Origin of the sequence: Duganella sp. P38, assembly GCF_050859475.1 — a bacterium.
Classification (GTDB): Bacteria; Pseudomonadota; Gammaproteobacteria; order Burkholderiales; family Burkholderiaceae_D; genus Rugamonas.
The window spans coordinates 267,691-288,747 of record NZ_CP193936.1 but is presented as its reverse complement, the minus strand read 5'-3'; the positions used below and the strand labels follow the sequence as shown (position 1 = coordinate 288,747).

At 64.6% G+C, this 21,057-nt stretch carries 25 protein-coding genes; 13 read left to right on the top strand and 12 right to left on the bottom strand.

Going from position 1 to position 21,057, the window contains the following annotated elements; translation table 11 throughout:
• Position 1 precedes the first annotated feature (1 nt).
• Both ACRQ5J_RS01255 and ACRQ5J_RS01250 read left to right on the top strand, forming a co-directional pair.
• Positions 2 to 901: an N-acetylglucosamine kinase gene (locus tag ACRQ5J_RS01255; RefSeq protein ID WP_432380788.1), complete on the top strand. Its 900-nt coding sequence runs from the start codon at positions 2 to 4 to the stop codon at positions 899 to 901.
• Positions 902 to 919: 18 nt separating this feature from the next.
• The gene (locus tag ACRQ5J_RS01250; RefSeq protein ID WP_432380787.1) at positions 920 to 1,753 is read left to right on the top strand and encodes an N-acetylmuramoyl-L-alanine amidase; all 834 of its coding nucleotides are present in this window, start codon (positions 920 to 922) and stop codon (positions 1,751 to 1,753) included.
• On the opposite strand, the gene ampC is transcribed toward ACRQ5J_RS01250, so the two are convergent.
• The 5 genes from ampC to ACRQ5J_RS01225 all read right to left on the bottom strand — a co-directional run bounded on the left by ampC (position 1,750) and on the right by ACRQ5J_RS01225 (position 8,549).
• On the bottom strand, positions 1,750 to 2,874 hold the full coding sequence (ampC, locus tag ACRQ5J_RS01245; protein ID WP_432383563.1) for a class C beta-lactamase: 1,125 nt from the start codon (positions 2,872 to 2,874) through the stop codon (positions 1,750 to 1,752). The two genes, ACRQ5J_RS01250 and ampC, sit on opposite strands and share 4 nt — an antisense overlap.
• Positions 2,875 to 2,914: 40 nt before the next feature.
• Positions 2,915 to 4,666, bottom strand: coding sequence for a class D beta-lactamase (blaOXA, locus tag ACRQ5J_RS01240; protein ID WP_432380786.1), 1,752 nt, complete (start codon positions 4,664 to 4,666; stop codon positions 2,915 to 2,917).
• A 156-nt stretch (positions 4,667 to 4,822) separates the two neighbouring features.
• Positions 4,823 to 5,800, bottom strand: coding sequence for an aldo/keto reductase (locus tag ACRQ5J_RS01235; protein WP_432380785.1), 978 nt, complete (start codon positions 5,798 to 5,800; stop codon positions 4,823 to 4,825).
• Between the two features lie 12 nt (positions 5,801 to 5,812).
• Positions 5,813 to 7,327, bottom strand: coding sequence for a D-alanyl-D-alanine carboxypeptidase/D-alanyl-D-alanine endopeptidase (gene dacB / locus ACRQ5J_RS01230; RefSeq protein ID WP_432380784.1), 1,515 nt, complete (start codon positions 7,325 to 7,327; stop codon positions 5,813 to 5,815).
• Entirely contained in the window at positions 7,311 to 8,549 is a 1,239-nt protein-coding gene (locus ACRQ5J_RS01225; protein ID WP_432380783.1) for a nucleoside recognition domain-containing protein, read from the bottom strand. The genes dacB and ACRQ5J_RS01225 overlap by 17 nt, the downstream gene beginning before the upstream one ends.
• 94 nt (positions 8,550 to 8,643) lie before the next feature.
• On the opposite strand from ACRQ5J_RS01225, the gene ACRQ5J_RS01220 reads away from it, so the two are divergent.
• The 7 genes from ACRQ5J_RS01220 to ACRQ5J_RS01190 all read left to right on the top strand — a co-directional run bounded on the left by ACRQ5J_RS01220 (position 8,644) and on the right by ACRQ5J_RS01190 (position 13,242).
• A complete protein-coding gene (locus ACRQ5J_RS01220; RefSeq protein WP_432380782.1) occupies positions 8,644 to 9,561 on the top strand; it encodes a YihY/virulence factor BrkB family protein in 918 nt (305 codons plus the stop codon).
• A 370-nt stretch (positions 9,562 to 9,931) separates the two neighbouring features.
• Positions 9,932 to 10,180, top strand: coding sequence for a hypothetical protein (locus ACRQ5J_RS01215; protein WP_432380781.1), 249 nt, complete (start codon positions 9,932 to 9,934; stop codon positions 10,178 to 10,180).
• Positions 10,181 to 10,238: 58 nt separating this feature from the next.
• Positions 10,239 to 10,535 (top strand): ArsR/SmtB family transcription factor, encoded by a 297-nt coding sequence (locus tag ACRQ5J_RS01210; protein ID WP_432380780.1) that lies wholly within the window; start codon positions 10,239 to 10,241, stop codon positions 10,533 to 10,535.
• On the top strand, positions 10,535 to 10,981 hold the full coding sequence (locus ACRQ5J_RS01205) for an arsenate reductase ArsC (RefSeq protein ID WP_432380779.1): 447 nt from the start codon (positions 10,535 to 10,537) through the stop codon (positions 10,979 to 10,981). Before ACRQ5J_RS01210 ends, ACRQ5J_RS01205 begins: the two co-directional genes overlap by 1 nt.
• Complete coding sequence (locus ACRQ5J_RS01200) at positions 10,975 to 12,258, top strand: arsenic transporter (RefSeq protein WP_432380778.1); 1,284 nt, start codon at positions 10,975 to 10,977, stop codon at positions 12,256 to 12,258. Before ACRQ5J_RS01205 ends, ACRQ5J_RS01200 begins: the two co-directional genes overlap by 7 nt.
• A 9-nt stretch (positions 12,259 to 12,267) precedes the next feature.
• Complete coding sequence (locus ACRQ5J_RS01195; protein ID WP_432380777.1) at positions 12,268 to 12,843, top strand: flavin reductase family protein; 576 nt, start codon at positions 12,268 to 12,270, stop codon at positions 12,841 to 12,843.
• A 105-nt stretch (positions 12,844 to 12,948) separates the two neighbouring features.
• Complete coding sequence (locus ACRQ5J_RS01190; protein ID WP_432380776.1) at positions 12,949 to 13,242, top strand: GIY-YIG nuclease family protein; 294 nt, start codon at positions 12,949 to 12,951, stop codon at positions 13,240 to 13,242.
• 37 nt (positions 13,243 to 13,279) lie between these two features.
• Here the strand turns inward: ACRQ5J_RS01190 and ACRQ5J_RS01185 are convergent, their stop codons facing one another.
• The 5 genes from ACRQ5J_RS01185 to ACRQ5J_RS01165 all read right to left on the bottom strand — a co-directional run bounded on the left by ACRQ5J_RS01185 (position 13,280) and on the right by ACRQ5J_RS01165 (position 17,936).
• Positions 13,280 to 14,407 (bottom strand): acyl-CoA dehydrogenase family protein, encoded by a 1,128-nt coding sequence (locus ACRQ5J_RS01185; RefSeq protein ID WP_432380775.1) that lies wholly within the window; start codon positions 14,405 to 14,407, stop codon positions 13,280 to 13,282.
• Positions 14,408 to 14,411: 4 nt separating this feature from the next.
• A complete protein-coding gene (locus tag ACRQ5J_RS01180; protein ID WP_432380774.1) occupies positions 14,412 to 15,080 on the bottom strand; it encodes an SDR family oxidoreductase in 669 nt (222 codons plus the stop codon).
• Entirely contained in the window at positions 15,080 to 16,279 is a 1,200-nt protein-coding gene (locus ACRQ5J_RS01175; protein WP_432380773.1) for an acetyl-CoA C-acyltransferase, read from the bottom strand. Before ACRQ5J_RS01175 ends, ACRQ5J_RS01180 begins: the two co-directional genes overlap by 1 nt.
• Positions 16,280 to 16,294: 15 nt before the next feature.
• On the bottom strand, positions 16,295 to 17,479 hold the full coding sequence (locus tag ACRQ5J_RS01170) for an isovaleryl-CoA dehydrogenase (protein ID WP_432380772.1): 1,185 nt from the start codon (positions 17,477 to 17,479) through the stop codon (positions 16,295 to 16,297).
• A 67-nt stretch (positions 17,480 to 17,546) separates the two neighbouring features.
• Positions 17,547 to 17,936 (bottom strand): MerR family transcriptional regulator, encoded by a 390-nt coding sequence (locus ACRQ5J_RS01165; RefSeq protein ID WP_432380771.1) that lies wholly within the window; start codon positions 17,934 to 17,936, stop codon positions 17,547 to 17,549.
• A 305-nt stretch (positions 17,937 to 18,241) separates the two neighbouring features.
• Between ACRQ5J_RS01165 and ACRQ5J_RS01160 the strand changes: the two genes are divergently transcribed.
• Positions 18,242 to 18,649 carry a hypothetical protein gene (locus tag ACRQ5J_RS01160; protein WP_432380770.1) on the top strand — a complete coding sequence of 136 codons (408 nt, stop codon included), beginning with the start codon at positions 18,242 to 18,244 and terminating at the stop codon, positions 18,647 to 18,649.
• A gap of 324 nt (positions 18,650 to 18,973) precedes the next feature.
• Complete coding sequence (locus ACRQ5J_RS01155; RefSeq protein WP_432383728.1) at positions 18,974 to 19,156, top strand: hypothetical protein; 183 nt, start codon at positions 18,974 to 18,976, stop codon at positions 19,154 to 19,156.
• A gap of 9 nt (positions 19,157 to 19,165) precedes the next feature.
• Here ACRQ5J_RS01155 and ACRQ5J_RS01150 read toward each other — a convergent pair whose 3' ends face one another.
• Positions 19,166 to 19,756, bottom strand: coding sequence for a UbiX family flavin prenyltransferase (locus tag ACRQ5J_RS01150; RefSeq protein WP_432380769.1), 591 nt, complete (start codon positions 19,754 to 19,756; stop codon positions 19,166 to 19,168).
• On the bottom strand, positions 19,749 to 20,066 hold the full coding sequence (grxD, locus tag ACRQ5J_RS01145; RefSeq protein WP_432380768.1) for a Grx4 family monothiol glutaredoxin: 318 nt from the start codon (positions 20,064 to 20,066) through the stop codon (positions 19,749 to 19,751). The genes ACRQ5J_RS01150 and grxD overlap by 8 nt, the downstream gene beginning before the upstream one ends.
• 126 nt (positions 20,067 to 20,192) lie before the next feature.
• Here grxD and ACRQ5J_RS01140 point away from each other — a divergent pair, with 126 nt between their 5' ends.
• Complete coding sequence (locus ACRQ5J_RS01140; protein ID WP_432380767.1) at positions 20,193 to 20,516, top strand: PadR family transcriptional regulator; 324 nt, start codon at positions 20,193 to 20,195, stop codon at positions 20,514 to 20,516.
• A gap of 13 nt (positions 20,517 to 20,529) precedes the next feature.
• A complete protein-coding gene (locus tag ACRQ5J_RS01135; RefSeq protein ID WP_432380766.1) occupies positions 20,530 to 21,045 on the top strand; it encodes a DUF2812 domain-containing protein in 516 nt (171 codons plus the stop codon).
• The last annotated feature ends 12 nt before the right edge of the window (positions 21,046 to 21,057 follow it).

The following is a 21,057-nucleotide window of genomic DNA, read 5'->3' as shown; positions in this document are numbered from 1 at the left end:
GATGGGCGATCTCGGTCTGGGCATCGATGCCGGCGGTACGCAGACCCGCTGGGCGCTGGCCGACGCCACCGGCGCTATCGTGGCCGAGGGCAGCGTGGGCGGCATGTCGGCCACGCAGATGCACAGCGCCGCCGGGCGCGACGCGGTGCGCGGCATCTTTGCCATGCTGGCGACGCAGGTGCTGGCCGCCGGCCGGCCGGTGCGCGTTTGCGCCGGCCTGACCGGCTTTGACGGCGCCAGTACGCAGGCCGCGCATTTGCTGGCGGAGGCGCTGAACATCGCGCCGGCCGCCATCGGCATGCGCAACGACGTCGAAATCGCCTACCTAGACAGCTTTGCGCCGGGCCAGGGTTATCTGGTGTACGCCGGCACCGGCTCCATCGCCGCGTGGATCGACGCCAGCCACCAGTTTCACCGCGCCGGCGGCCGCGGCGTGACGCTGGACGACGGCGGCGGCGGATTCTGGATCGCGCGCGAAGCCATGCGCCACATCTGGCGGCAGGAGGACGAGCAGCCGGGCGCGTGGCGGCAATCGGCCATGGCGCGCGCGGTGTTCGACCGCATCGGCGGCAGCGACTGGGCCGTGTCGCGCCAGTTCATCTACGGCCAGGATCGCGGCGCCATCGGCGCCCTGGCGCTGGCCGTCGCTTCCAGCGCGGATGCCGATCCGGTGGCGCGCGATATTCTCGAACGCGCCGGCGCCGAACTGGCGCGCATCGCGCTGGCGCTGGTGCGCCGTTATGGCGCCCGCCCGGTGGTGCTGGGCGGCCGCGCGGCGCAACTGCACCCGCTGATCGCGCACAGCATGCGCGCGGCGCTGCCGCCGGAAGTGCCGCTGACGCAGCGGCACACGCTTGCGCACCACGCGGCGGCGCGGATTGCTCTACACTCCAACCATTGACCCGATGCCGACACGCTTATGAAAATTGTTCCGCTCCTCGCTTTGACCGCCCTGCTGGCCGGTTGCGCCACGGCGCCGCCCGAAGGACCGCGCCTCGATCATTCGCTGACCGCGCGCGCGCAGAGCGATCGCATCAAGTACGTGATCCTGCACTACACGGTGAGCGACCTGCCGCGCTCCATCAATACGCTGGCCCATGGCAGCACGGTCAGCGCGCACTATCTGCTGACCGATACCAATCCGCCGTTCTTCTACACGCTGGTGGACGAGTCGCGCCAGTCGAACCACGCGGGCTACAGCAGCTGGAAGATCTACAACCAGCTCAACTCCGCGTCGATCGGCATCGAGATCGTCAATCCCGGTTTCAAGGAGACGCCGCAGGGCCGCGTCTACGCGCCGTTCCAGCAGGCGCAGATCGACCAGCTGATTTTGCTGTTGAAGGATATCGTCCGGCGTCACAATATCGCGCCGGGGAATATCCTCGGCCATAACGACATCGCGCCGCAGCGCAAGCAGGACCCGGGCCCCGCGTTCCCATGGAAGCAGCTGGCCGATGCCGGCCTGATTCCGTGGCCGGAACCGAGCCGCGTGGCCGCGCGCCTGCCGGGCTATCAGGAGCAGCTGCCGGAGGTGCTCTGGTTCCAGCGCAAGCTGGCGGAGATAGGCTACGCGGTGCCGCAGACCGGCGAACTGGATCAGGCGACGCGCAATGTGATCTCGGTGTTCCAGACCAAGTATCGGCCGTCGCTGTTCGACGGCACGCCGGACGCGGAGACGGCCGCCCAGCTGGACGTGCTGACCACGCCCCTGCCGGCGCTGCCATCGCCAGCGCCTGCGCCCGACGGCAATTAATTCTGTAGCGACGACAGAATGGTGTGCGCCGCCTTCAGGCGATCCGCGATCGGATAGTTGCGGTTTGCCAGAATGACGATGCCGATTTTCTTTTCCGGCACAAAGGCTACGTAGGAGCTGAAGCCGCCGGTGGCGCCGGTCTTGTTATACCAGGTGGCCGCCGGTGCCGGCTTCGGTGGCGACAGCGGCGTGACGGCATTCGGCTCGCGGCTCATTTTGCTGGAGTTCCCGGCCTGCAGCGTCTCCAGCGACACCGGATACGCGTACTGTTCCCAGCCCAGTCCCTGCACCATGCCGCCGATCTGGAAATAGCCCACATGGGTGGCTTCGATCGCGCGGCGCAGCGTGGCGTCCAGCTGGCCCGGATCGATATTCGCCTGCACGTAGCGGATCAGGTCCGCGCTGCTGGAACGCACGCCGTAGGTCTGCACTGAGAACAGCTGCGCGCCCATGCGCACCGGTTTGTTTTGGTAGTTGTAGCCCCAGGCGTAACGCGACATTTCGCTGGAAGGCACGCGCACATAGGTGCTGGTGAGGCCCAGTCCTGGCAGGATCTGCTTTTCCAGCACGTCCGCCTGATCGGCTTTCAGCGCCACGCTGGCCAGATGGCCAAACATGCCCAGACTCGGATTCGAATACTCACGCACCACGCCCGGCGCGGCCTTAGGCTTGATGCCGCCGAAGTAGTCCAGCATGCCCTGCTCGCTGTCCGCCACGTCATCCGGAAACTGCTGCGGCAGGCCGCCGGTGGTGTAGGTGCCGAAATGGAGCACCGTGGCCTGATCGAGCGCGCTGCCTTTCAGCTTGGGCACATAGCGGCTCGGATGGTCGTCCAGCGACAGCTTGCCCTGCACCAGCGCATACGCGGCCACGGTGGCGGTAAAGGTCTTGCTGACCGATCCCAGTTCGAACAGCGTGTTCTCGCTGACCGGCGTGCCGTCCTGCTTCGAGGCCACGCCGTAGCTGAAGTAGGCGGGCTTGCCATCGTTGATGACGGCGACCGCGATGCCCGGCACGTCGTGCTCTTTCATGATCGGCTTGATGGCCTGATCGACCACGGTTTGCAGGTCGGCGGCGCCGGCGATGGGCGTGCAGCAGCACGCTGCGATGGCAAATGCCATGCGGCTCAGTGTAGACAAGGGAAGCTCCTTTGGTTGGGGATTAAAGCGTATCGAGTTGCGTGGCCACTTCGCTGAGGAAGGCGCGCTTGGTGCGCGCACCGGCATAGGTTTCCTGCCGCTCGTCGAGCATCATGCGGGCGAACACGATGGTGCGTTGGCCCTTGGTGGCCCAGCCGACGTACCAGCCGTACTGGTGCCGGTTGTCGTCGCTGCCATCGGGCAGCACCGGCGACGCGGTGCCGGTCTTGCCGCGGATGGTCCAGCCGTTGGCCAGCGTTTGCGGTTGCAGCACGCGGGCCGTCATGTCGTAGGCCTTGGCCGATACCGGCAGCTGGCGGTTGACGATCTTGCGCAGGAAGTCGAGCTGCTCATCCGGCGAAATCTGCAGCGATGAGGCGAGCCACGACATCGTCAGGCCGTTGTTTTTGCCGGCGTCGCCGGCGACATCGCGGTTGCCGTAACCGAAGTCGTTGATATAGCGCTGGAAGCGCGCCGCGCCGAGGTGCGTGGTGACCTTCTGCGCGTACCAGACGTTCGAGTTGATGATCCAGCTGGTCGGATCGGTATCGGTGCGCCAGTTGTCGACCCAGTCGGCGTAGCCGGGCTGGTACTTCAGCAGCGGTGTATGTTGGTCGACCAGGAAGCCGCTGTCATAGCCCATCAGACTGACCACGATGTTGAACGTGGAGGCGGGCGTGACACGCGTGTCGCACTGGCCGTCGTGGCGTAGGCGCTGGCCGGTGGCGGCGTCCATCAGCGTGGTGCACGACAGCGGCATGAAGCGTTGCGATGCCAGCGACGGTTGCAGCGTCAGGCTCACCGCCAGCACGCCGGCCAGCGCGGCGACGGCGGCGATGCGCGCCCAGCGGCTTTGCATGGCGCCGCGCGGGTCGCGTATCAGGGCGATGCGGCTGGCGACCGTATCGGGCGTGGCGTTGCCGAAGGCGAGCGCGGCGCCGATGGTGGTCTGCTGCAGCTTGAGCTGCGCGACCAGCGCCGTGGCGTAGGCCTTGCGCTGCGCTGGCGGACGGCCTTGCAGCACGTCGCGGTCGCAGCCCAGTTCCTGCGCCCACGACAGCTGGCGGCGCAGCAGGCGCATAAAGGGATTAAACCAGAGCAGCGTTTGCAGCAGCATGCCGGCGCTGGCCCAATGCAGGTCGCGGCGGCGCCAGTGGGTCAGTTCATGTTCGAGGATCAGCTGGCGCTGGTCGGCGTCGAAGCCGCGCAGGTGGCGCGGCAGCAGCAGCCGGGGGCGGAACAGGCCGAATAGCATCGGCGAAATGGGAGCGTCGACTTCGAAGGTGTCCATCGGCTGGGCGCTGGTTTTGTCGCCGGCGGTGGCCAGCGCGTTCAGCGCGCGGCGGGTGTGCAGCAGCCGGAGCAGCGTCCAGGCCAGGCCGGCGAGGTACAGCAGCAGCCAGGCTTGCGCGGCGTAGCCCAGGTAGGTGCGCGGAGTGGCGCTGGTTACGGCGGCCGGCGCGGCTGCGGTGGCGACGGCGTTGTCGTTGCTGGCGGTGACCGGCGGCCGCGGCGCGGCGAATTCTTCGATATCGATCGGCGGCAGCAGGCGCAGGCGTTCGCTCTGCGGCGCCAGGATCAGCAGGAAGGCGGCGATGATGGTGCATTGGCCCAGCAACCACACCGAGCGCTGCGCGGCGATGCCGGGCAGCCAGCGGCGGCACAGCGTCATCACGGCCCATACGCCGAGGCCGGCGGCCACGCAGCCGGCGCTGGCCAGCAGGAACTGGAACGCCAGCAAGTCGATGCCGGTGAAGAGCTTGGATAGGGCCATGGAATACTCCGTGTGCGACTGTTGCCATCATTATGCGACAAATGTCGCAATACAGTCAACACCCGTCGTTCCCGCGCAGGCGGGAACCCATGGAGCGCCGGCGAAGCCAGCTCAGCATGGATTCCCGCCTGCGCGGCAATGACGGGGAGAGGGAAACTAACGGTCGACGGTGGCCATGCGCTCCTCGTTGTAGCGCGGGCCGGCGATGGTTTTCAGCGCGCTGCCCAGCGTGGCCAGCTCCTCCGGCGTGAGCACGATGTCAGCGGCGGCGGCGTTCTGTTCGAGGTTGCCGCGGCGGCGCGTGCCCGGAATCGGCACAATATCCTCGCCCTGCTGCATCACCCACGCCAGCGCCACCTGTCCGGCGGCCAGGCCGCGTGCGGCGGCCAGGTCGCGCACCGTCTGCGCGGCGGCCATGTTGACGTCGAAGTTGGCTCCCTGCATGCGCGGGTCCTGGTGACGGAAATCGCTCGGCGGATATTCTTCCGCCCGCCTGGCGGTGCCGGCCAGGAAGCCCCGACCAAGCGGGCTGAAAGGCACCAGGCCGATGCCCAGCTCGCGCAGCACCGGAATGATGTCGTCTTCCAGGTTGCGCTCCCACAGCGAGTATTCGCTTTGCAGCGCGCTGATTGGATGCACGGCATGGGCGCGGCGGATATTGGCCACGCCCGCTTCGGACAGGCCGAGGTAGCGCACCTTGCCTTCTTTTACCAGCTCGCCCATGACGCCAACCACGTCCTCGATCGGCACTTTCGGGTCGATGCGGTGCTGGTACAGCAGGTCGATATAGTCGGTGCCGAGGCGGCGCAGCGAGCCTTCGACGGCGACCCGGATGTGGGCCGGGTCGCTGGTGACGGCATTGCGCACGCCGTCGCGGATGTCGAAGCCGAACTTGGTCGCCAGCACCACCTCGCTGCGGCGCCCCTTGAAGGCGCGGCCCAGCAGCGCTTCATTGTGATATGGCCCGTACACCTCGGCGGTGTCGAAAAAGTTGATGCCCAGTTCGATGGCCCGGTGCAGCGTGGCGATCGACTCGCTCTCGTCCGCCTCACCGTAGACATTGCTCATGCCCATGCACCCCAGGCCTTGGGCGGAGACGGCCAGGCCTTGCATCCCTAATGCGCGTTGTTTCATCTTGGCTCCTGTTCAGTTGCGCGCCACCCAGTCGACCAGCGTGTCCAGCACGGCGCGGCCGGCGCCGTTGGCGACGTGTTCGTCGTTGAGGATGGCGACCACGATGCAGGGCTGGTTGTTGGCGTCGGGCACATACCCGGCGATGGCGATCACGCCTTTCAGGCTACCAGTTTTCAGCCGCGCGCGCTGGGCGGCGGGACTTTCCTTCAGGCGCCGGCGCATGGTGCCGTCGGTGGCCGCGATCGGCAGGCTGGCCAGGAACTCCGGCATCCACAGGCTTTTCAGGCCGGCCTGCAGCACGCCGGCCAGTTGCGCCGGCGTGGCGCGTTCGGTGCGCGACAGGCCGGAGCCGTTGTCCAGCACCAGGCCGTTGCCGTCGATATTGTGCTGCTGGAGCCAGCTGCGGATGGCGGTTTCGGCGCGCATCGGCGTGCTGGCGCCGCTGGCGTCGGGCGGCAGCGGTTTGCTGCCCAGCATGGGATCGGCTTCGAGGCTGCCCAGGCTGAGGAAGATGGTGCGCGCCAGCGTGTTGTCGGATTGCTTGTTGGTGTCGCGCAGGATTTCCGGCAGCGAGCGCGAGACGTGTTCGGCCAGCAGCCGGTCTGGCCTGGCGGGCAGCGCTGCGGCAAGCGTTTCTTCGGCCGCCGGGGCCGGCAACGCGGCCGGCGCTTGCGCCTCGCGCACTTCGCCGCTGAGGCTGCCGCCGAGCTTGCGCCATTCGGCCAGCAGCAGGCGCGCCAGGTAGTCCTGGCTGTCCAGCACGTTGATGCTGGCGGCCCTGGTGCAGTCTTTCGGGAAGGCGCCGTGCAGCACGACTTCCACCCGGTCGCCCTTGCGCTCGTAGCTGGGCGTGCGCCAGCCGCTTTCCCAGGCGGCGCAAGCGGAATTGGTCAGCTGCATTTCCGAGCGGATGCTGACCTTGTCCATCTCCGGCAGCATCAGCAGCTCGACCTTGTCGGCGCTGGAGCGCATTTCCACCTTCAGCAGATTGGTGTTGATCAGCGCGGCGTTCGGGATGACGTTGTAGTACGCCCACGGATATTCGTCGAACGGCGGCTGCCCCAGCTCGGGCCGCGACGGCGTGAACAGCAGCCGGTCGACCACGATATCGCCCTTGATGCGGCGTATGCCCTGATTGCGCAGCGCCTGCAACATATGCGCCAGCGCATCCTCGTTGAAATCCGCATCGGCGCCGCCGCGCAGGATCAGGTCGCCTTGGAGCACGCCGTTGACCACCTCGGCGCTGCTGCGGAACTCGGTGCGGCCGCGAAACACCGGCCCCAGCTGCTCCAGCGCCACCATCGTGGTGAACAGCTTCATGGTGGACGCCGGCGACATGCTCTGCGCCGCGTTGTGCGACACCAGCACCTGCTCGCCGCGCAGCACCAGCACGCCGGCCGCCTGCTGCGGAATATGCGAAGACTGCAGCAGTTGCGCCACCGGCTCCGGCAGGGCGGCGCGGGCCGCGCTGGCGGCAAGAAAGGCGGCGGCCAGCGCGCCGCGCAACAGCTTAGTAGAAGAAGACATAGGAAATCGCAATCGCAGCAATCACGCCGGCCAGATCGGCGATCAGCCCGCACGAAATCGCATAGCGCGTCTTGCGGATGCCGACCGAGCCGAAGTACAGCGCGACAATGTAGAAAGTGGTATCGGCCGAACCCTGGAACACGCAGGCGAGGCGGCCGACGAAGGAATCGACGCCATAGGTTTGCATGGTGTCGATCATCATGGCCTTGGCGGCGCTGCCGCTCAGCGGCTTCATCAGCGCGGTCGGCAGCGCCGGCACGAAATCGGTATTGAAGCCGAGCGAGCTGAACAGCCAGCTGAAGCCCTGCACGATAAAGCCCAGCAGGCCGGCGTTGCGGATCACGCTGATCGCCACCAGCATGCCGACCAGGTAGGGGATCACCGTAATCGAGGTCTGGATGCCGCCCTTGGCGCCTTCTATAAAGGCCTCGTAGACATTGACCTTCTTGCGCAGCGCGCCGATGATGAAGCCGCCGATCACCGCGATCAGCACAAAGTTGCTGAACACCTTGGACACCACCTCGATCTCCGGCTTGGTGAGGAAGTTGGTGAAATACCAGACCACGCCGACGATGAAGGCGGTGATGCCGCCCAGCCAGCCCACCACCACGCGGTTGAACAGGTTGATGCGCTGGCGGATGGCGACGGCGATGATGCCGGTCATGGTCGCCACATAGGTCGCCACCATGCACGGAATGAAAATGTCGGACGGGTCGGCCGCGCCGAGGATGGAGCGCTGCGCCATGATGGCCAGCGGAATCAGCGTCAGGCCCGAGGTGTGCAGCACCAGAAACATGATCTGCGCGTCGGTCGGCTCGTCCTTGTTGGGGTTGAGCGTTTGCAGGCTCTCCATGGCCTTCAGGCCGAACGGCGTGGCGGCGTTGTCCAGGCCCAGCAGGTTGGCCGAGAAATTCATCACCATGTGGCCGGTGGCCGGGTGGTTGGACGGCACGCCGGGGAAGATGCGCGAGAAGAACGGCGCGATCAGCCTGGCCAGCAGGTCGATGGCGCCGGCCTTCTCGCCGATGTTCATGATGCCGAGCCATAAGGTCATGACGCCGGCCAGCGGCAGGGCGATGTCCATCACGCCGGTGCGCGCCGAGTCGAAGGTGCCGTCGATGATGCGCTTGAAGATTTCCGTGTCGCCCAGAAAGATGAACTGTGCCAATGCGGCCAGAAAGCCCACCAGGAAGAATCCGGACCAGATGTAATTGAGCGACATATTTCTTCAGTGCAGTAAGGGATCCGCAAAGTATAAGCGCTATCTGGACGTAGGCGCACATACCGCGTGCTGGGCTGTGCCTAGAATGGACGCCATGAACCTACTCAACCGCAGGGCGCTGGCCTATGTGGCCGGTCATCCCATGGATTTCGCGGTGCAATGCCTGAAGGGCTTTCGCGCCAATCAAGGCCTGCTGCTGGCGGGCGCGGTGGCGTATTACTCGCTGCTGTCGATCGTGCCGCTGCTGATGCTGGTGGTGGTGGCCTTGTCGCACGTGATCGACCAGGCCGAGCTGCTGTCGGCCGTCGGCCGCTACCTGAACTATCTGGTGCCGCCCGGCCAGTCCAAGCCCATCGTGGCGGAGGTGGCGCATTTCCTGGAGCACCGCGACCTGGTCGGCGGCGTGCTGGTGGTCACCATGCTGTTCTTCAGTTCGCTAGCCTTCACGGTGCTGGAGAATGCCATGTGCGTGATCTTCAAGCACCGGGTGGCGATACGGCGGCGGCACTTCATGATCTCGGCGGTCATGCCCTACTGCTACATCCTGTCGCTGGGCGCCGGCATGCTGCTGGTGACGCTGGTGGCGGGCAGCCTGCAGGTGATGGGCGAGGAAAGCGTGCGCCTGTTCGGCTACGACTGGTCGCTCAACGGCGTATCGGGCGTGCTGCTGTACCTGCTGGGCTTTGCCGGCGAGGTGCTGGTGCTGTCGTCGATTTACCTGGTGATGCCGGTCGGGCGGCTGTCGCCGTCGCACGCGCTGATCGGCGGCGTGACGGCGGCGGTGCTGTGGGAAATCGCGCGGCACATCCTGGTCTGGTATTTCTCGACGCTGTCGCAGGTGAATGTGGTGTACGGTTCGATGACGACCGCCATCATCGTCATGTTCAGCCTGGAGATCGCCGCCACGCTGCTGCTGTTCGGCGCGCAGGTGATTTCCGAATTCGAGCGCGCCGGCCGCGAACGGCGGCAACGCGCGCCCCGGCCGCTGACCACGGAAGCGGCGGCAAAATAAATTTGTGCGCCGCACAAAAAGTGTGATACACTGCGTTCGTGGTTGAGGTTTGCATGCAAACAGTCCCACGTCCGGCCGATGCGCCGCGCCCAGAGTTGTGTAAGTTCGATGGCGCAGGTGACGCAGACGCCGGGGTTGTAATCCCGAAAACGTTAGTCGATTTACACGTCAGGGGCACCACGCAGATAGCATGGGCGCCTGAGACGCCGCCTCACCTGGCAGATAGCCTTGGAGTCCGGTACGATTGAAGCATAGGTAATACATTGGAACGAAGCCTGCAGCGATGCGGGCTTTTTTCGTCCGCAGCTTGCGTTCGGCCAAATGGCGCGAACAGCGTCAGCCTATTCTGAGGTGCTGATGGAGGTGCATGATGGAATTTGCTTTTACGCTCAGATACCGGCTGGCCGCCGCCAGCCGCGACTACGACGCCCTGGCCGGCCAGCTGGCCGCCAGCGGCTGCGACGACGCGCTCGTGAGCGTCAACCGGGCCGGCTACCTGGTGCTGGAGTTTGTGCGGCCGGCCGACAATGCCGGCGCCGCGCTGTCGGGCGCCATCGCCGACGTGCAGCGCGCCCTGCCTTCCGCCGAACTGATCGATATCCGCTCCATGCCGGGCTGATTTGCCCTATGTTTCAATATTATTTGAAATATAGAATTAACTGCGTTAGCATGGCGGCATGGATACCAAACAAAGCCTGAGCGCGCTGGCCGCGCTGGCGCAGGAGAGCCGCCTGGCCGTGTTCCGCCTGCTGGTGCAGACGGGGCCGGAAGGACTCGCCGCCAGTAAAATCGGCGAACGGCTCGACATCGCGCCGTCTTCCCTGTCATTTCACCTGAAGGAACTGGCGCATGCGGGCCTGGTGGTGTCGCGTCAGGCGGGCCGTTTCGTCATCTATTCGGCGGACACGCGGGCGATGAACGGATTGATCGATTTTTTAACTGAAAACTGCTGCGGCGGCGTCTCGTGCAAATGATGAATATTCTGTTTCTGTGTACCGGCAACTCCTGCCGCTCGATTCTGAGCGAGGCCACGTTCAACCATCTGGCGCCGCCGCAGTGGCGCGCGCTCAGTGCCGGCAGCCAGCCGGCCGGCCGGCTGCATCCGCGCGCGCTGGCGCTGCTGGCGCGCAAGGGCATTTCCACAGAGGGCTACTACAGCAAGTCGTGGGACGCGTTGCCGGCGACGCCGGATATCGTCATCACCGTCTGCGGCAGCGCGGCCGGCGAAACCTGTCCGGCCTACCTGGCGCCGGTGCTGCGCGCGCACTGGGGCGTGGATGATCCGAGCCATGTGGTGGGCACGGAGGAAGAAATCGAGGCTGCGTTCGAGGAGGCTTATCGCATCATCCGCGCGCGCATCGAGGCCTTCCTGGCGCTGCCGGAGATTACCAAGCCAGCGCTGGACCGCATCGGATGCTGAACGCGCTGCTGATTTTTATCGCCACGCTGGTGCTGGTGATCTGGCAGCCGCGCGGGCTGGGCATAGGCTGGAGTGCGTCGCTGGGCGCGGCGGTGGCGCTGCTGGCGGGCGTGATTCACGTCGGCGATATTCCGGTGGTGTGGCACATCATCTGGAACGCGACGGCGACCTTTGTGGCGATCATCGTCACCAGCCTGCTGCTGGACAAAGCCGGCTTCTTCGAGTGGGCGGCGCTGCATGTGGCGCGCTGGGGCGGCGGCAGCGGCAAGCGGCTGTTCGTGCTGCTGGTGCTGCTGGGGGCGGCCGTCTCCGGCCTGTTCGCCAATGACGGCGCGGCGCTGATCCTGACGCCGATCGTCATCGCCATCCTGCACGAGCTGCGCTTCACGGCGCGCGCCACGCTGGCGTTCGTGATGGCGGCCGGCTTTATCGCCGACACGGCCAGCTTGCCGCTGGTGGTGTCGAACCTGGTCAACATCGTCTCGGCGGACTACTTCGGCATCAGCTTTGCGCGCTATGCGTCGGTGATGGTGCCGGTGAACTTTGTCGCCGTCGCGGCGACGCTGGCGGTACTGCTGTGGTTCTTCCGCCGCGACATCCCGGCCGACTACGACGTCGCGCAAATCAAGGACCCGGCGTCGGCGATTCACGACCGCGCCACCTTCATCGCCGGCTGGTGGGTACTGGGGTTGCTGCTGGTGGGCTTCTTCGTCATCGAGCCGATGGGCGTGCCGATCAGCGTGGTGGCGGCGGTCGGCTCGCTGGTTCTGCTGGTGGTGGCGTCGCGCGGACACCGCATCTCGACGCGCGAAGTGCTGCTGCATGCGCCGTGGCAGATCGTGATCTTCTCGCTGGGGATGTACCTGGTGGTGTACGGCCTGCGCAATGCCGGCTTGACGGCGTATCTGACCGAGGCGCTGAACTGGTGCGCACAATATGGCGTGTGGGGCGCGGCCATGGGGACCGGCTTGCTGACCGCCATCCTGTCGTCAATCATGAACAACCTGCCGACGGTGCTGATTGGTGCGCTGTCGGTGGACGCGTCGTCGGCCCATGGCGCGGTGCGCGAGGCCATGGTGTATGCGAACGTGATCGGCAGCGATCTCGGTCCGAAGATCACGCCGATCGGCAGCCTCGCCACGCTGCTATGGCTGCACGTTCTGGCCAACAAGGGCACGCGCATCTCGTGGGGCTATTACTTCCGCGTCGGCGTGTGCCTGACTTTGCCGGTATTATTGGTGACCCTGGCGGCGCTGGCCGCGCGTTTGAGCATGTAAGGATTAAAAGTGGATCATCATATCGTTCCGGTGGAATTGCAGAAGGCATATCGCTTGTTGAATCATGGGCCGACGGTGCTGGTATCGGCCAGTCATGGAGGCGTGGAGAATGTGATGTCGGCGGCGTGGTCGTGCGCGCTGGATTTCGCGCCGCCGAAGGTGACGGTGGTGCTGGACAAGGCCACCGCCACGCGGCCGCTGGTGGAGAAGAGCGGCTACTTTGTGCTGCAGGTGCCGAACATGGCGCAGCTTCAGCTGACCTATGACGTTGGCCACACCAGCGCCAACGACACGCCGGACAAGCTGGCCAAGGCCGGCGTTGAACTGTTCCGCGTCGATGGTTACGATGTGCCGCTGGTGGCGGGATCGTCGGCGTGGCTGATCTGCAAAGTGCTGCCGGAGCCGCGCAACGAGCAGGTTTATGACCTGTTCATCGGCGAAGTAGTGGCGGCATATGCGGACGACCGCGTATTCCAGAACGGCCATTGGGCCTTTGAGAAGGCCGACCCACAGTGGCGCAGCCTGCACTACATCGCCGGCGGCAATTTCTACGCCATCGGCGAAGCGGTCACCGCAACCACCTGACCCGTCGTTCCCGCGAAGGCGGGAACCCAAACAACGCATGCGCCGCGTCAAGGCGAGGAACACCCAACCGCGCCACCATTTTTCTCTCAACCTCGGGAGAAAAAAATGGGCAAAGTCAGCTACGTCTACATCATGGCCAGCCGCAGATACGGCACTTTGTACACCGGCGTTACCTCAGACCTGATCCGGCGGGTGTGGCAACATCGCGAGGGTCTGGTCGAAGGGTTCACCAGAGAATACAACGTGAAGCAGCTGGTGTGGTTTGAACAGCATGCGGATATATACTCCGCCATCACCCGCGAGAAGCAGATCAAGAAGTGGGAACGCGAGTGGAAGATCAGGTTGATTCAGAAGACAAATCCTTTGTGGCGGGATTTGTTTTCTGATATCTGTGCTTGATGCGCTCCATGGGTTCCCGCCTTCGCGGGAACGACGGTTAGAGGGCGCGGGCGATGAGGATTTTCTGGATGTCGCTGGTGCCCTCGTAGATTTGACATACGCGGGCGTCGCGGTAGATGCGTTCTACCGGGAAGTCGCTGACATAGCCATAGCCGCCGTGGATCTGGATGGCGTCCGAACACACCTTCTCCGCCATCTCGGAGGCGAACAGCTTGGCCATCGCGGCTTCTTTCAGGCACGGCACGCCGGCGTCCTTCATCGCCGCGGCGTGCAGGATCAACTGGCGCGCGGCTTCGATCTGCATTGCCATTTCCGCCAGCTTGAATTGCACCGATTGATGTTCGAAAATCGGCTTGCCGAAGCTCTCCCTTTCGCGTGCATAACTCAGCGCCGCTTCATACGCGGAGCGCGCCATGCCCACCGATTGCGAGGCGATGCCGATGCGGCCTCCCTCCAGTCCGGACAAGGCGATCTTGTAGCCCTGGCCTTCCTCGCCGATCAGGTTCTCGGCCGGAACGCGGCAGTTTTCAAACACGATCTGCGCGGTGTCGGACGAGTGCTGCCCCATCTTCTGCTCGATGCCGGCGACGATGTAGCCGGGCGTCGATGTCGGCACCCAGAAGGCGCTGATGCCCTTCTTGCCGGCCGCCTTGTCAGTCACCGCCATGACGATCGCCACGTCGGCGTGCTTGCCGCTGGTGATGAACTGCTTGACGCCGTTCAGCACATAATGGTCGCCATCGCGCGTGGCGCTGGTGCGCAGCGCGGCGGCGTCGCTGCCGGTGTGCGGCTCGGTGAGGCAGAAGGCGCCCAGCATTTCGCCTTGCGCCAGTGGCCGCAGCCATTGCTGCTGCTGCCGCGCGTTCGCATACATCATGCCGATGCTGCACACCGGGCAGTTGTTGACGGAGATGATGGTGGAGGTGCCGCCGTCGCCCGCCGCGATCTCCTCCAGCACCAGCGCCAGCGACACGTAATCCAGGCCGGCGCCACCCAACTCCTCCGGCACGGCCACGCCGAAGGCGCCCAGCGCCGCCAGCTCTTTCAATTCCTCTTTCGGGAAGTGATGCTCCTTGTCCCAGCGCGCGGCATTGGGAGCGAGACGTTCCTGCGCAAAGGCGCGCAGGGCGTCGCGTATCATTTCATGTTCCTGGTTCAGTATCATGATGTCACCAGCCGATGGCGCTGCCGTCGTAGGCGCGGTACACCGCCTGCTCGGACGCCGGCAACGCCGCCAGCGTGGCGCGGATGCCGCTGGCGCTTTGCTCGACCGTGATGTCGGCGCCGGCGCCGCCCATGTCGGTCTGCACCCAGCCCGGATGGAAGGCGACGCAGGTGACGCCCTGCTTGCCGTGCACCAGCGCCGTATCGATCAGCACCGAATTCAGCGCCGCCTTGCTGGCGCGGTACAGCGAACCGACCGGCGAATTGCGCTCGCTCAGTGATCCCATGCGCGACGACAGCACCGCCAGCTTGCCTTGCGCCGCGCCGACCAGCGGCGCGAGCACCGGCAGCAGGCGCATTGCCGCCAGCACGTTGGTGTGCATCACCGTGTCGAAGTCAACCTCGGTCGGAAAGCCGTCGTGGCGCGGGCCGTACACGCCGGCGTTGAGGATGGCGACATCCAGCTCTTCGCCATCGAGCTTCCAGCCGATGCCGGCCACCGCTTCGACATTGTTCACATCCAGCTTGTGCGGCTCGGCGCCCAGCGCCGCCAGCGCGTCGCAGTCTTCCTGCTTGCGCGCGGTGGCGATGACGCGCCAGCCGTCCTTGCGATATTGCTTGACCAGTTCAAGGCCGATGCCGCGCGATGCGCCGATTACCAGTGCAGTCGCCATTACACCAGCTCCACTGCCATCGCGGTCGCTTCGCCGCCGCCGATGCACAGCGCCGCCACGCCCTTCTTGCCGCCGGTGCGTTTCAATGCGCCCAGCAGGGTGACGATGATGCGCGCGCCGGAGGCGCCGATCGGGTGGCCCAGCGCGCAGGCGCCGCCGTGGATGTTGACCTTGTCGTGCGGGATGTCGAGGTCGCGCATGGCGGCCATCGGCACGGCGGCGAAGGCCTCGTTAATCTCGAACAGGTCGACGTCCGTGGTGCTCCAGCCGATCTTCTTGTACAGCTTTTCGATGGCGCCGATAGGCGCGGTGGTGAACCAGTCCGGCTCCTGCGCGAAGGTGGCGTGGCCGTGGATGCGGGCAATCGGCGTCAGGCCCAGTTCTTTCGCTTTCGATGCGCGCATCATCACCAGCGCGGCTGCGCCGTCGTTGATCGACGACGACGAGGCGGCGGTGATGGTGCCGTCTTTCTTGAAGGCGGCGCGCAGCGTCGGGATTTTTTCGACCTTGGCTTTCAGCGGACCTTCATCCTTGTCGATGACGGTGTCGCCGGCGCGCGAGCTCACGGTGACCGGCGCGGTCTCCCACTTGAACCAGCCTTCATTGGTGGCGGCTTGTGCGCGCTTCACCGATTCGATGGCGAAGTTGTCCTGCGCCTCGCGGCTGAATTCGTACTTGGCCGAGCACTCTTCGGCGAAGGTGCCCATCGAGCGGCCCTCGCCGGTTTTCTCGTTGCGCGAGTAAGCGTCTTCCAGGCCGTCGTACATCATGTGGTCGAACATCACGCCGTGGCCGATGCGGTAGCCGCCGCGCGCCTTCGGAATCAGGTAGGGCGCGTTGGTCATCGACTCCATGCCGCCGGCGATTACCACGTCGGCGCTGCCCGCCACCAACTGATCGTGGGCGAAGATGGCGGCCTGCATCGCCGAGCCGCACATCTTGGACAGCGTGACGGCGCCGGTGGATGTCGGCAAACCGGCCTTCAACAGGGCCTGGCGCGCCGGCGCCTGGCCCTGGCCCGCCATCAGGCAGTTGCCGAAGTAGACGTGTTCGACCAGCTTGCCATCGATGCCGGCACGCTTCACCGCGGCTTCGATGGCGACGGCCCCCAGGTCGTGCGCGGCCTTGCCGGAAAAGTCGCCCTGGAAGGCGCCCATGGGGGTGCGCGCGGCACCGACGATGACGATAGGATCGTTCATGTTCAATTCTCCAGATTAAAGCGTTTCCGCGAACAGTTCGCGGCCGATCAGCATGCGGCGGATTTCGCTGGTGCCGGCGCCGATTTCATACAGCTTGGCGTCGCGCCACAGGCGGCCGACCGGATATTCGTTGATGTAGCCGTTGCCGCCCAGTGTCTGTATCGCCTCGCCGGCCATCCAGGTCGCCTTTTCGGCGCTGTAGAGGATGGCGCCGGCGGCGTCCTTGCGCAGGTTGCGCACCTGCTCCGGCGTGGCGGCGCGGTCGCAGGCCTGGCCGACCGCGTAGACGTAGGCCTTGGAGGCCATCATGGTCGAGTACATGTCGGCGATCTTGCCCTGCATCAGCTGGAACTCGCCGATGGCCTGGCCGAACTGCTTGCGGTCGTGGATGTAAGGCACGACCACATCCATGCATGCCTGCATGATGCCCAGCGGCCCGCCGGACAGCACGGTGCGCTCGAAGTCGAGGCCGGACATCAGCACGTTGACGCCCTTGCCGACGCCACCCAGCACGTTTTCCACCGGCACCTCGCAATCCTCAAACACCAGCTCGCCGGTGTGCGAGCCGCGCATGCCCAGCTTGTCCAGCTTTTGCGCGATCGAGAAGCCCTGGTAGCCCTTTTCGATCAGGAAGGCGGTCATGCCGCGCGGACCGGCGTCGAGGTCGGTCTTGGCGTAGACCACCAGCGTGTCGGCGTCGGGGCCGTTGGTGATCCACATCTTCGTACCGTTGAGAACATAGCGGTCGCCCTTGAGGTCGGCGCGCAACTTCATGCTGACCACGTCGGAGCCGGCGTTCGGCTCGGACATCGCCAGCGCACCGATGTGCTCGCCCGAGATCAGCTTCGGCAGGTATCGGCGTTTCTGTTCCTCGCTGCCGTTGCGCTTGATCTGGTTGACGCACAGATTCGAGTGCGCGCCGTACGACAGGCCGACCGAGGCCGAGGCGCGCGAGATTTCCTCCATCGCCACGATGTGGGCCAGATAGCCCATGTTGGCGCCGCCGTATTCCTCGGGCGCGGTGATGCCGAGCACGCCCAGCTCGCCGAGCTTGCGCCACAGGTCCATCGGGAACTGGTCGCTACGGTCGATCTCGGCCGCGCGCGGGGCGATTTCGGCGGCGGCGAATTGCTGCACGGCCTCGCGCAGCGCGGCGATATCCTCGCCATGGTCAAAGGTCAGGCCTGGGAGATGGAGCATGTCTTCCTCTATTCTGTTTGAAGTCCGGAGCGGCCATCATACGCCGGTGTGACGTTAACGTGAAACGTCAAGTCGCGGCTTGCTGCGCCAGCAGCTGTTTGCACTCGTCCTCGTGGGCCTGGATTTCGGCCAGCGACATTTCGATGTCTTCGCGCTGCTGCTCCAGCGTTTCGCGGTGCTGCGCCAGCACGTTGAGGAAACGGTGCATCTGCGCCACCGAATCCTTGGGCGTCTCGTACATGTCGACCAGGCTCTTGATTTCGGCCAGCGACAGGCCGAGGCGCTTGCCGCGCAGGGTCAGCTTGAGGCGGGTGCGGTCGCGCGGCGTGTAGACACGGTTGCGGCCGCCGGCGCCCTCGCGCGATGGGCTCAGCAGGCCCTGGTCTTCATAAAAGCGGATGGCGCGGGCGGTGATGTCGAATTCGCGCGCCAGTTCGGTAATGGTGTAGGTGGACATGGTTCTCAGTGAATTTCCGTTTACGTCAACGTCAAGCCATTGTAGCGCGAAATACACCGTTGAAACGGAGACTTGGTGGCGCCGCGTGACCTGCGAGATGCGCAATGGTATCGTGCGACGTGAAAGGCCGGGCCGCCGCATGATAGCCAACCTCCGGCCCCGGGCCGAATAAAATTCGCCGTAAGATTTCCGTGGCGTTCGCCACTGTAGAAGATGAAATGTTAATTATAATAACGAATAATGTCACAATTGCCGCGCCCAGCGCAGAGACTGACTTTCATGACGCAACGTGAAATAGTGCAACTATGAATTCTTCTAATGAACGCGAAAGCTTTAGCCAGCGACTCCAACAGGCTCTCAAGAACGCCCACTATTCGCCCGACAGCCCGACCCGGCTGGCGCGCGAGTTCAACATCCGTTTCGATGGCCGGCCGATTACCGTGCATGCGGCCCGAAAATGGCTGGTCGGCGAGGCGATTCCGACCCAGGAGAAGCTGCGCATGATTGCGCAATGGCTGGGCGTGCCGGCGGAATGGCTGCGCTTTGGCGGTCCGGAGGAAGGCGCGCCTGCGGGCGACAACAACGGCTCGCTGTCGCGCTTCGAATCGGCCGACGTCAAGCTGATCGCGGATTTGCAGCGCCTGGACGAGCATCACCGCCAGATTGCGCGTGAATTTATCCGCATGCTGGTACGCGTCAACTACCAAAAGTAGTCATTTTTAAGTAGTACTACCGAGAGAGGTTGACTGCCGCCATGACGGCAGCCCGCCCATGGTAGTGAAACAAGTTTCAGCTTTTGCCGGTTTTTGTTCGGGTGCGGCGTGGCCGTTTTGCCCGGCGCCGTCATTCCCGCGCAGGCGGGAATCCATGCCGAGTTTGCCATTAGGACGCGCATCGGGCAATTTATGCCGTGTATGGATTCCCGCCTGCGCGAGAATGACGGCGAGGGCTTTTTAATCGCACCTTTGCGAATTGTCATAGTTTCGAAACGGATTTCAGGCACAATAGGAAGAGCCTATTTTTCGGGGAGTCACGCTTTGAGCCGTCTGATTAAAAGCAACTACAGCAATGCCGCGCAGCTGAAAGACCTGATGACCGCCCCTCCCATGAGCGCCGCCCAGCACGCTGAAGTGATGCGCAAGCGCATCGCCCAGCGCCGCATGGTGGAAGAAGCCCGGGAACTCAAGCGCGCCAGCAGTTCGTACTACGACAAGCGCTAAGCGCCCGGCTTAGCCGGCGTCGCTGTTCATGCCGTTCCAGCGCGGCGCCAGCGCATGCTCGATGCCGAACAGGTCGATCACGCGTGCCACCGTGTGGTCGATCATTTCGTCGATGCTTTGCGGATTGTGATAAAAGCTCGGCAGCGGCGGGAAGATAATCCCGCCCATTTCCGTCACCGCCGTCATATTGCGCAGGTGCGCGAGATTGAACGGCGTTTCCCTCACCATCAAGACCAGCCGGCGGCGCTCCTTGAGCACCACGTCCGCCGCGCGCGCGATCAGATTATCGGACAGGCCATGGGCCACCGAGGCCAGGGTTTTCATCGAGCAGGGCGCGATGACCATGCCGTCGCTCTGGAACGAGCCGCTGGCGATCGAGGCGCCGATGTCGCGCACCTTGTGCACCACATGGGCCAGCGCTTCCACTTCGCGCCGCTGCAAGCCGGTTTCCTGGTGCAGGGTGAGGATGGCGGCGTCGGAAACCAGCAGATGGGTTTCGACGCCCGCCAGGTGTTGCAGATGTTGCAGCAGACGCACGCCATACACCGCGCCGGTGGCGCCGGTGATGGCGATGATGATCCGCCGCGGGCGATCAGCCATTGTTGTCCAGCAGCGCCTTCAGTTCGCCCGACTCGTACATCTCGGTCATGATGTCCGAGCCGCCGACGAATTCACCACGCACGTACAGCTGCGGAATGGTCGGCCATTGCGAGTAGTCCTTGATGCCCTGGCGCACTTCCGGATCTTCCAGCACGTTCACGGTAGCGATGTTTTCCACGCCGCACGCTTTCAGGATCTGGATGGCCCGGCCGGAGAAGCCGCATTGTGGGAACTGGGCAGTGCCCTTCATGAACAGCACCACCGGGGTGTTGGTCACGGTTTCTTTGATCCAGGTTTGTACGTCGCTCATAGCTGCCTCGGTTGAATGAATATTAGATGCCGACATTTTATAAGAAATGCGTCGACGATGTATTTGACGCCGGAAAAAATGCGTGTATTATGTATATCGGGACCCGATATAGCGAAGGGCGATACAATGACTGAAATCACTTACACCAAATACCTGCCACTGTCGGAGGCAACGTTCTACGTGATGCTGTCGCTGACCCAGCCCATGCATGGCTACGCCATCATGCAAAAGGTGGAGGCGATGAGCGAAGGCCAGGTCACGCTGGGGCCGGGCACGCTGTACGGGGTGTTCGGCGCGCTGGAAAAGCAGGCGTTGATCGTCAAGGTGGCCGAGGAGGAGCGGCGCAAGGTCTACGCGCTGACGGAGCTGGGCAGCAAGGTGCTGGCGGAGCAGGTGCGCCGGCTGGAAATCATGTTGGGCAATGCGCGGGCGCTGAAGCACGCATCTTGATTAAGGAGCGGTTATGAGCAAGCTGGTACGGAAATTCAAGCTGTGGTTCGTGTGGCAGGACGAGCAACACCAGCAGTGGTTGCAGGACATGGCGGCGCAAGGCCTGCATCTGCGCAGCACCAACACTTTCTGCATCCACACCTTCGAGCGCGGCGCGCCGGCCGATGTGGCATACCGCTGGGATGTGCGCTATCTGCGACCGAATGCAGAATACAAGCAGCTGTTCCGCGACGCCGGCTGGGAGCTGGTGACGTCCACGGTCGGCTGGCAATGCTGGCGCAAGCCGCGCGCGGCCGGCGCCAGCACCGAGATCTTCACGCAGCGCGCCGACAACGCCGCCAAATACCTGCGCGTGATCCGCCTGTTCGCGCTGATCCTGGCGGCCGAAGCGGCGTTCTACTGGCTGACTCCCGCTCGGCTGGAATACATGGAAGGCCTGGCCTGGGGCATGTTCACCGGCACCGCTGCGGTCGGCCTGCTGGCGCTGGCCAAGCTGTCCAGGCGCATCAGGGAAGTCCAGGGCGTCTGAACGGCCCCGGCT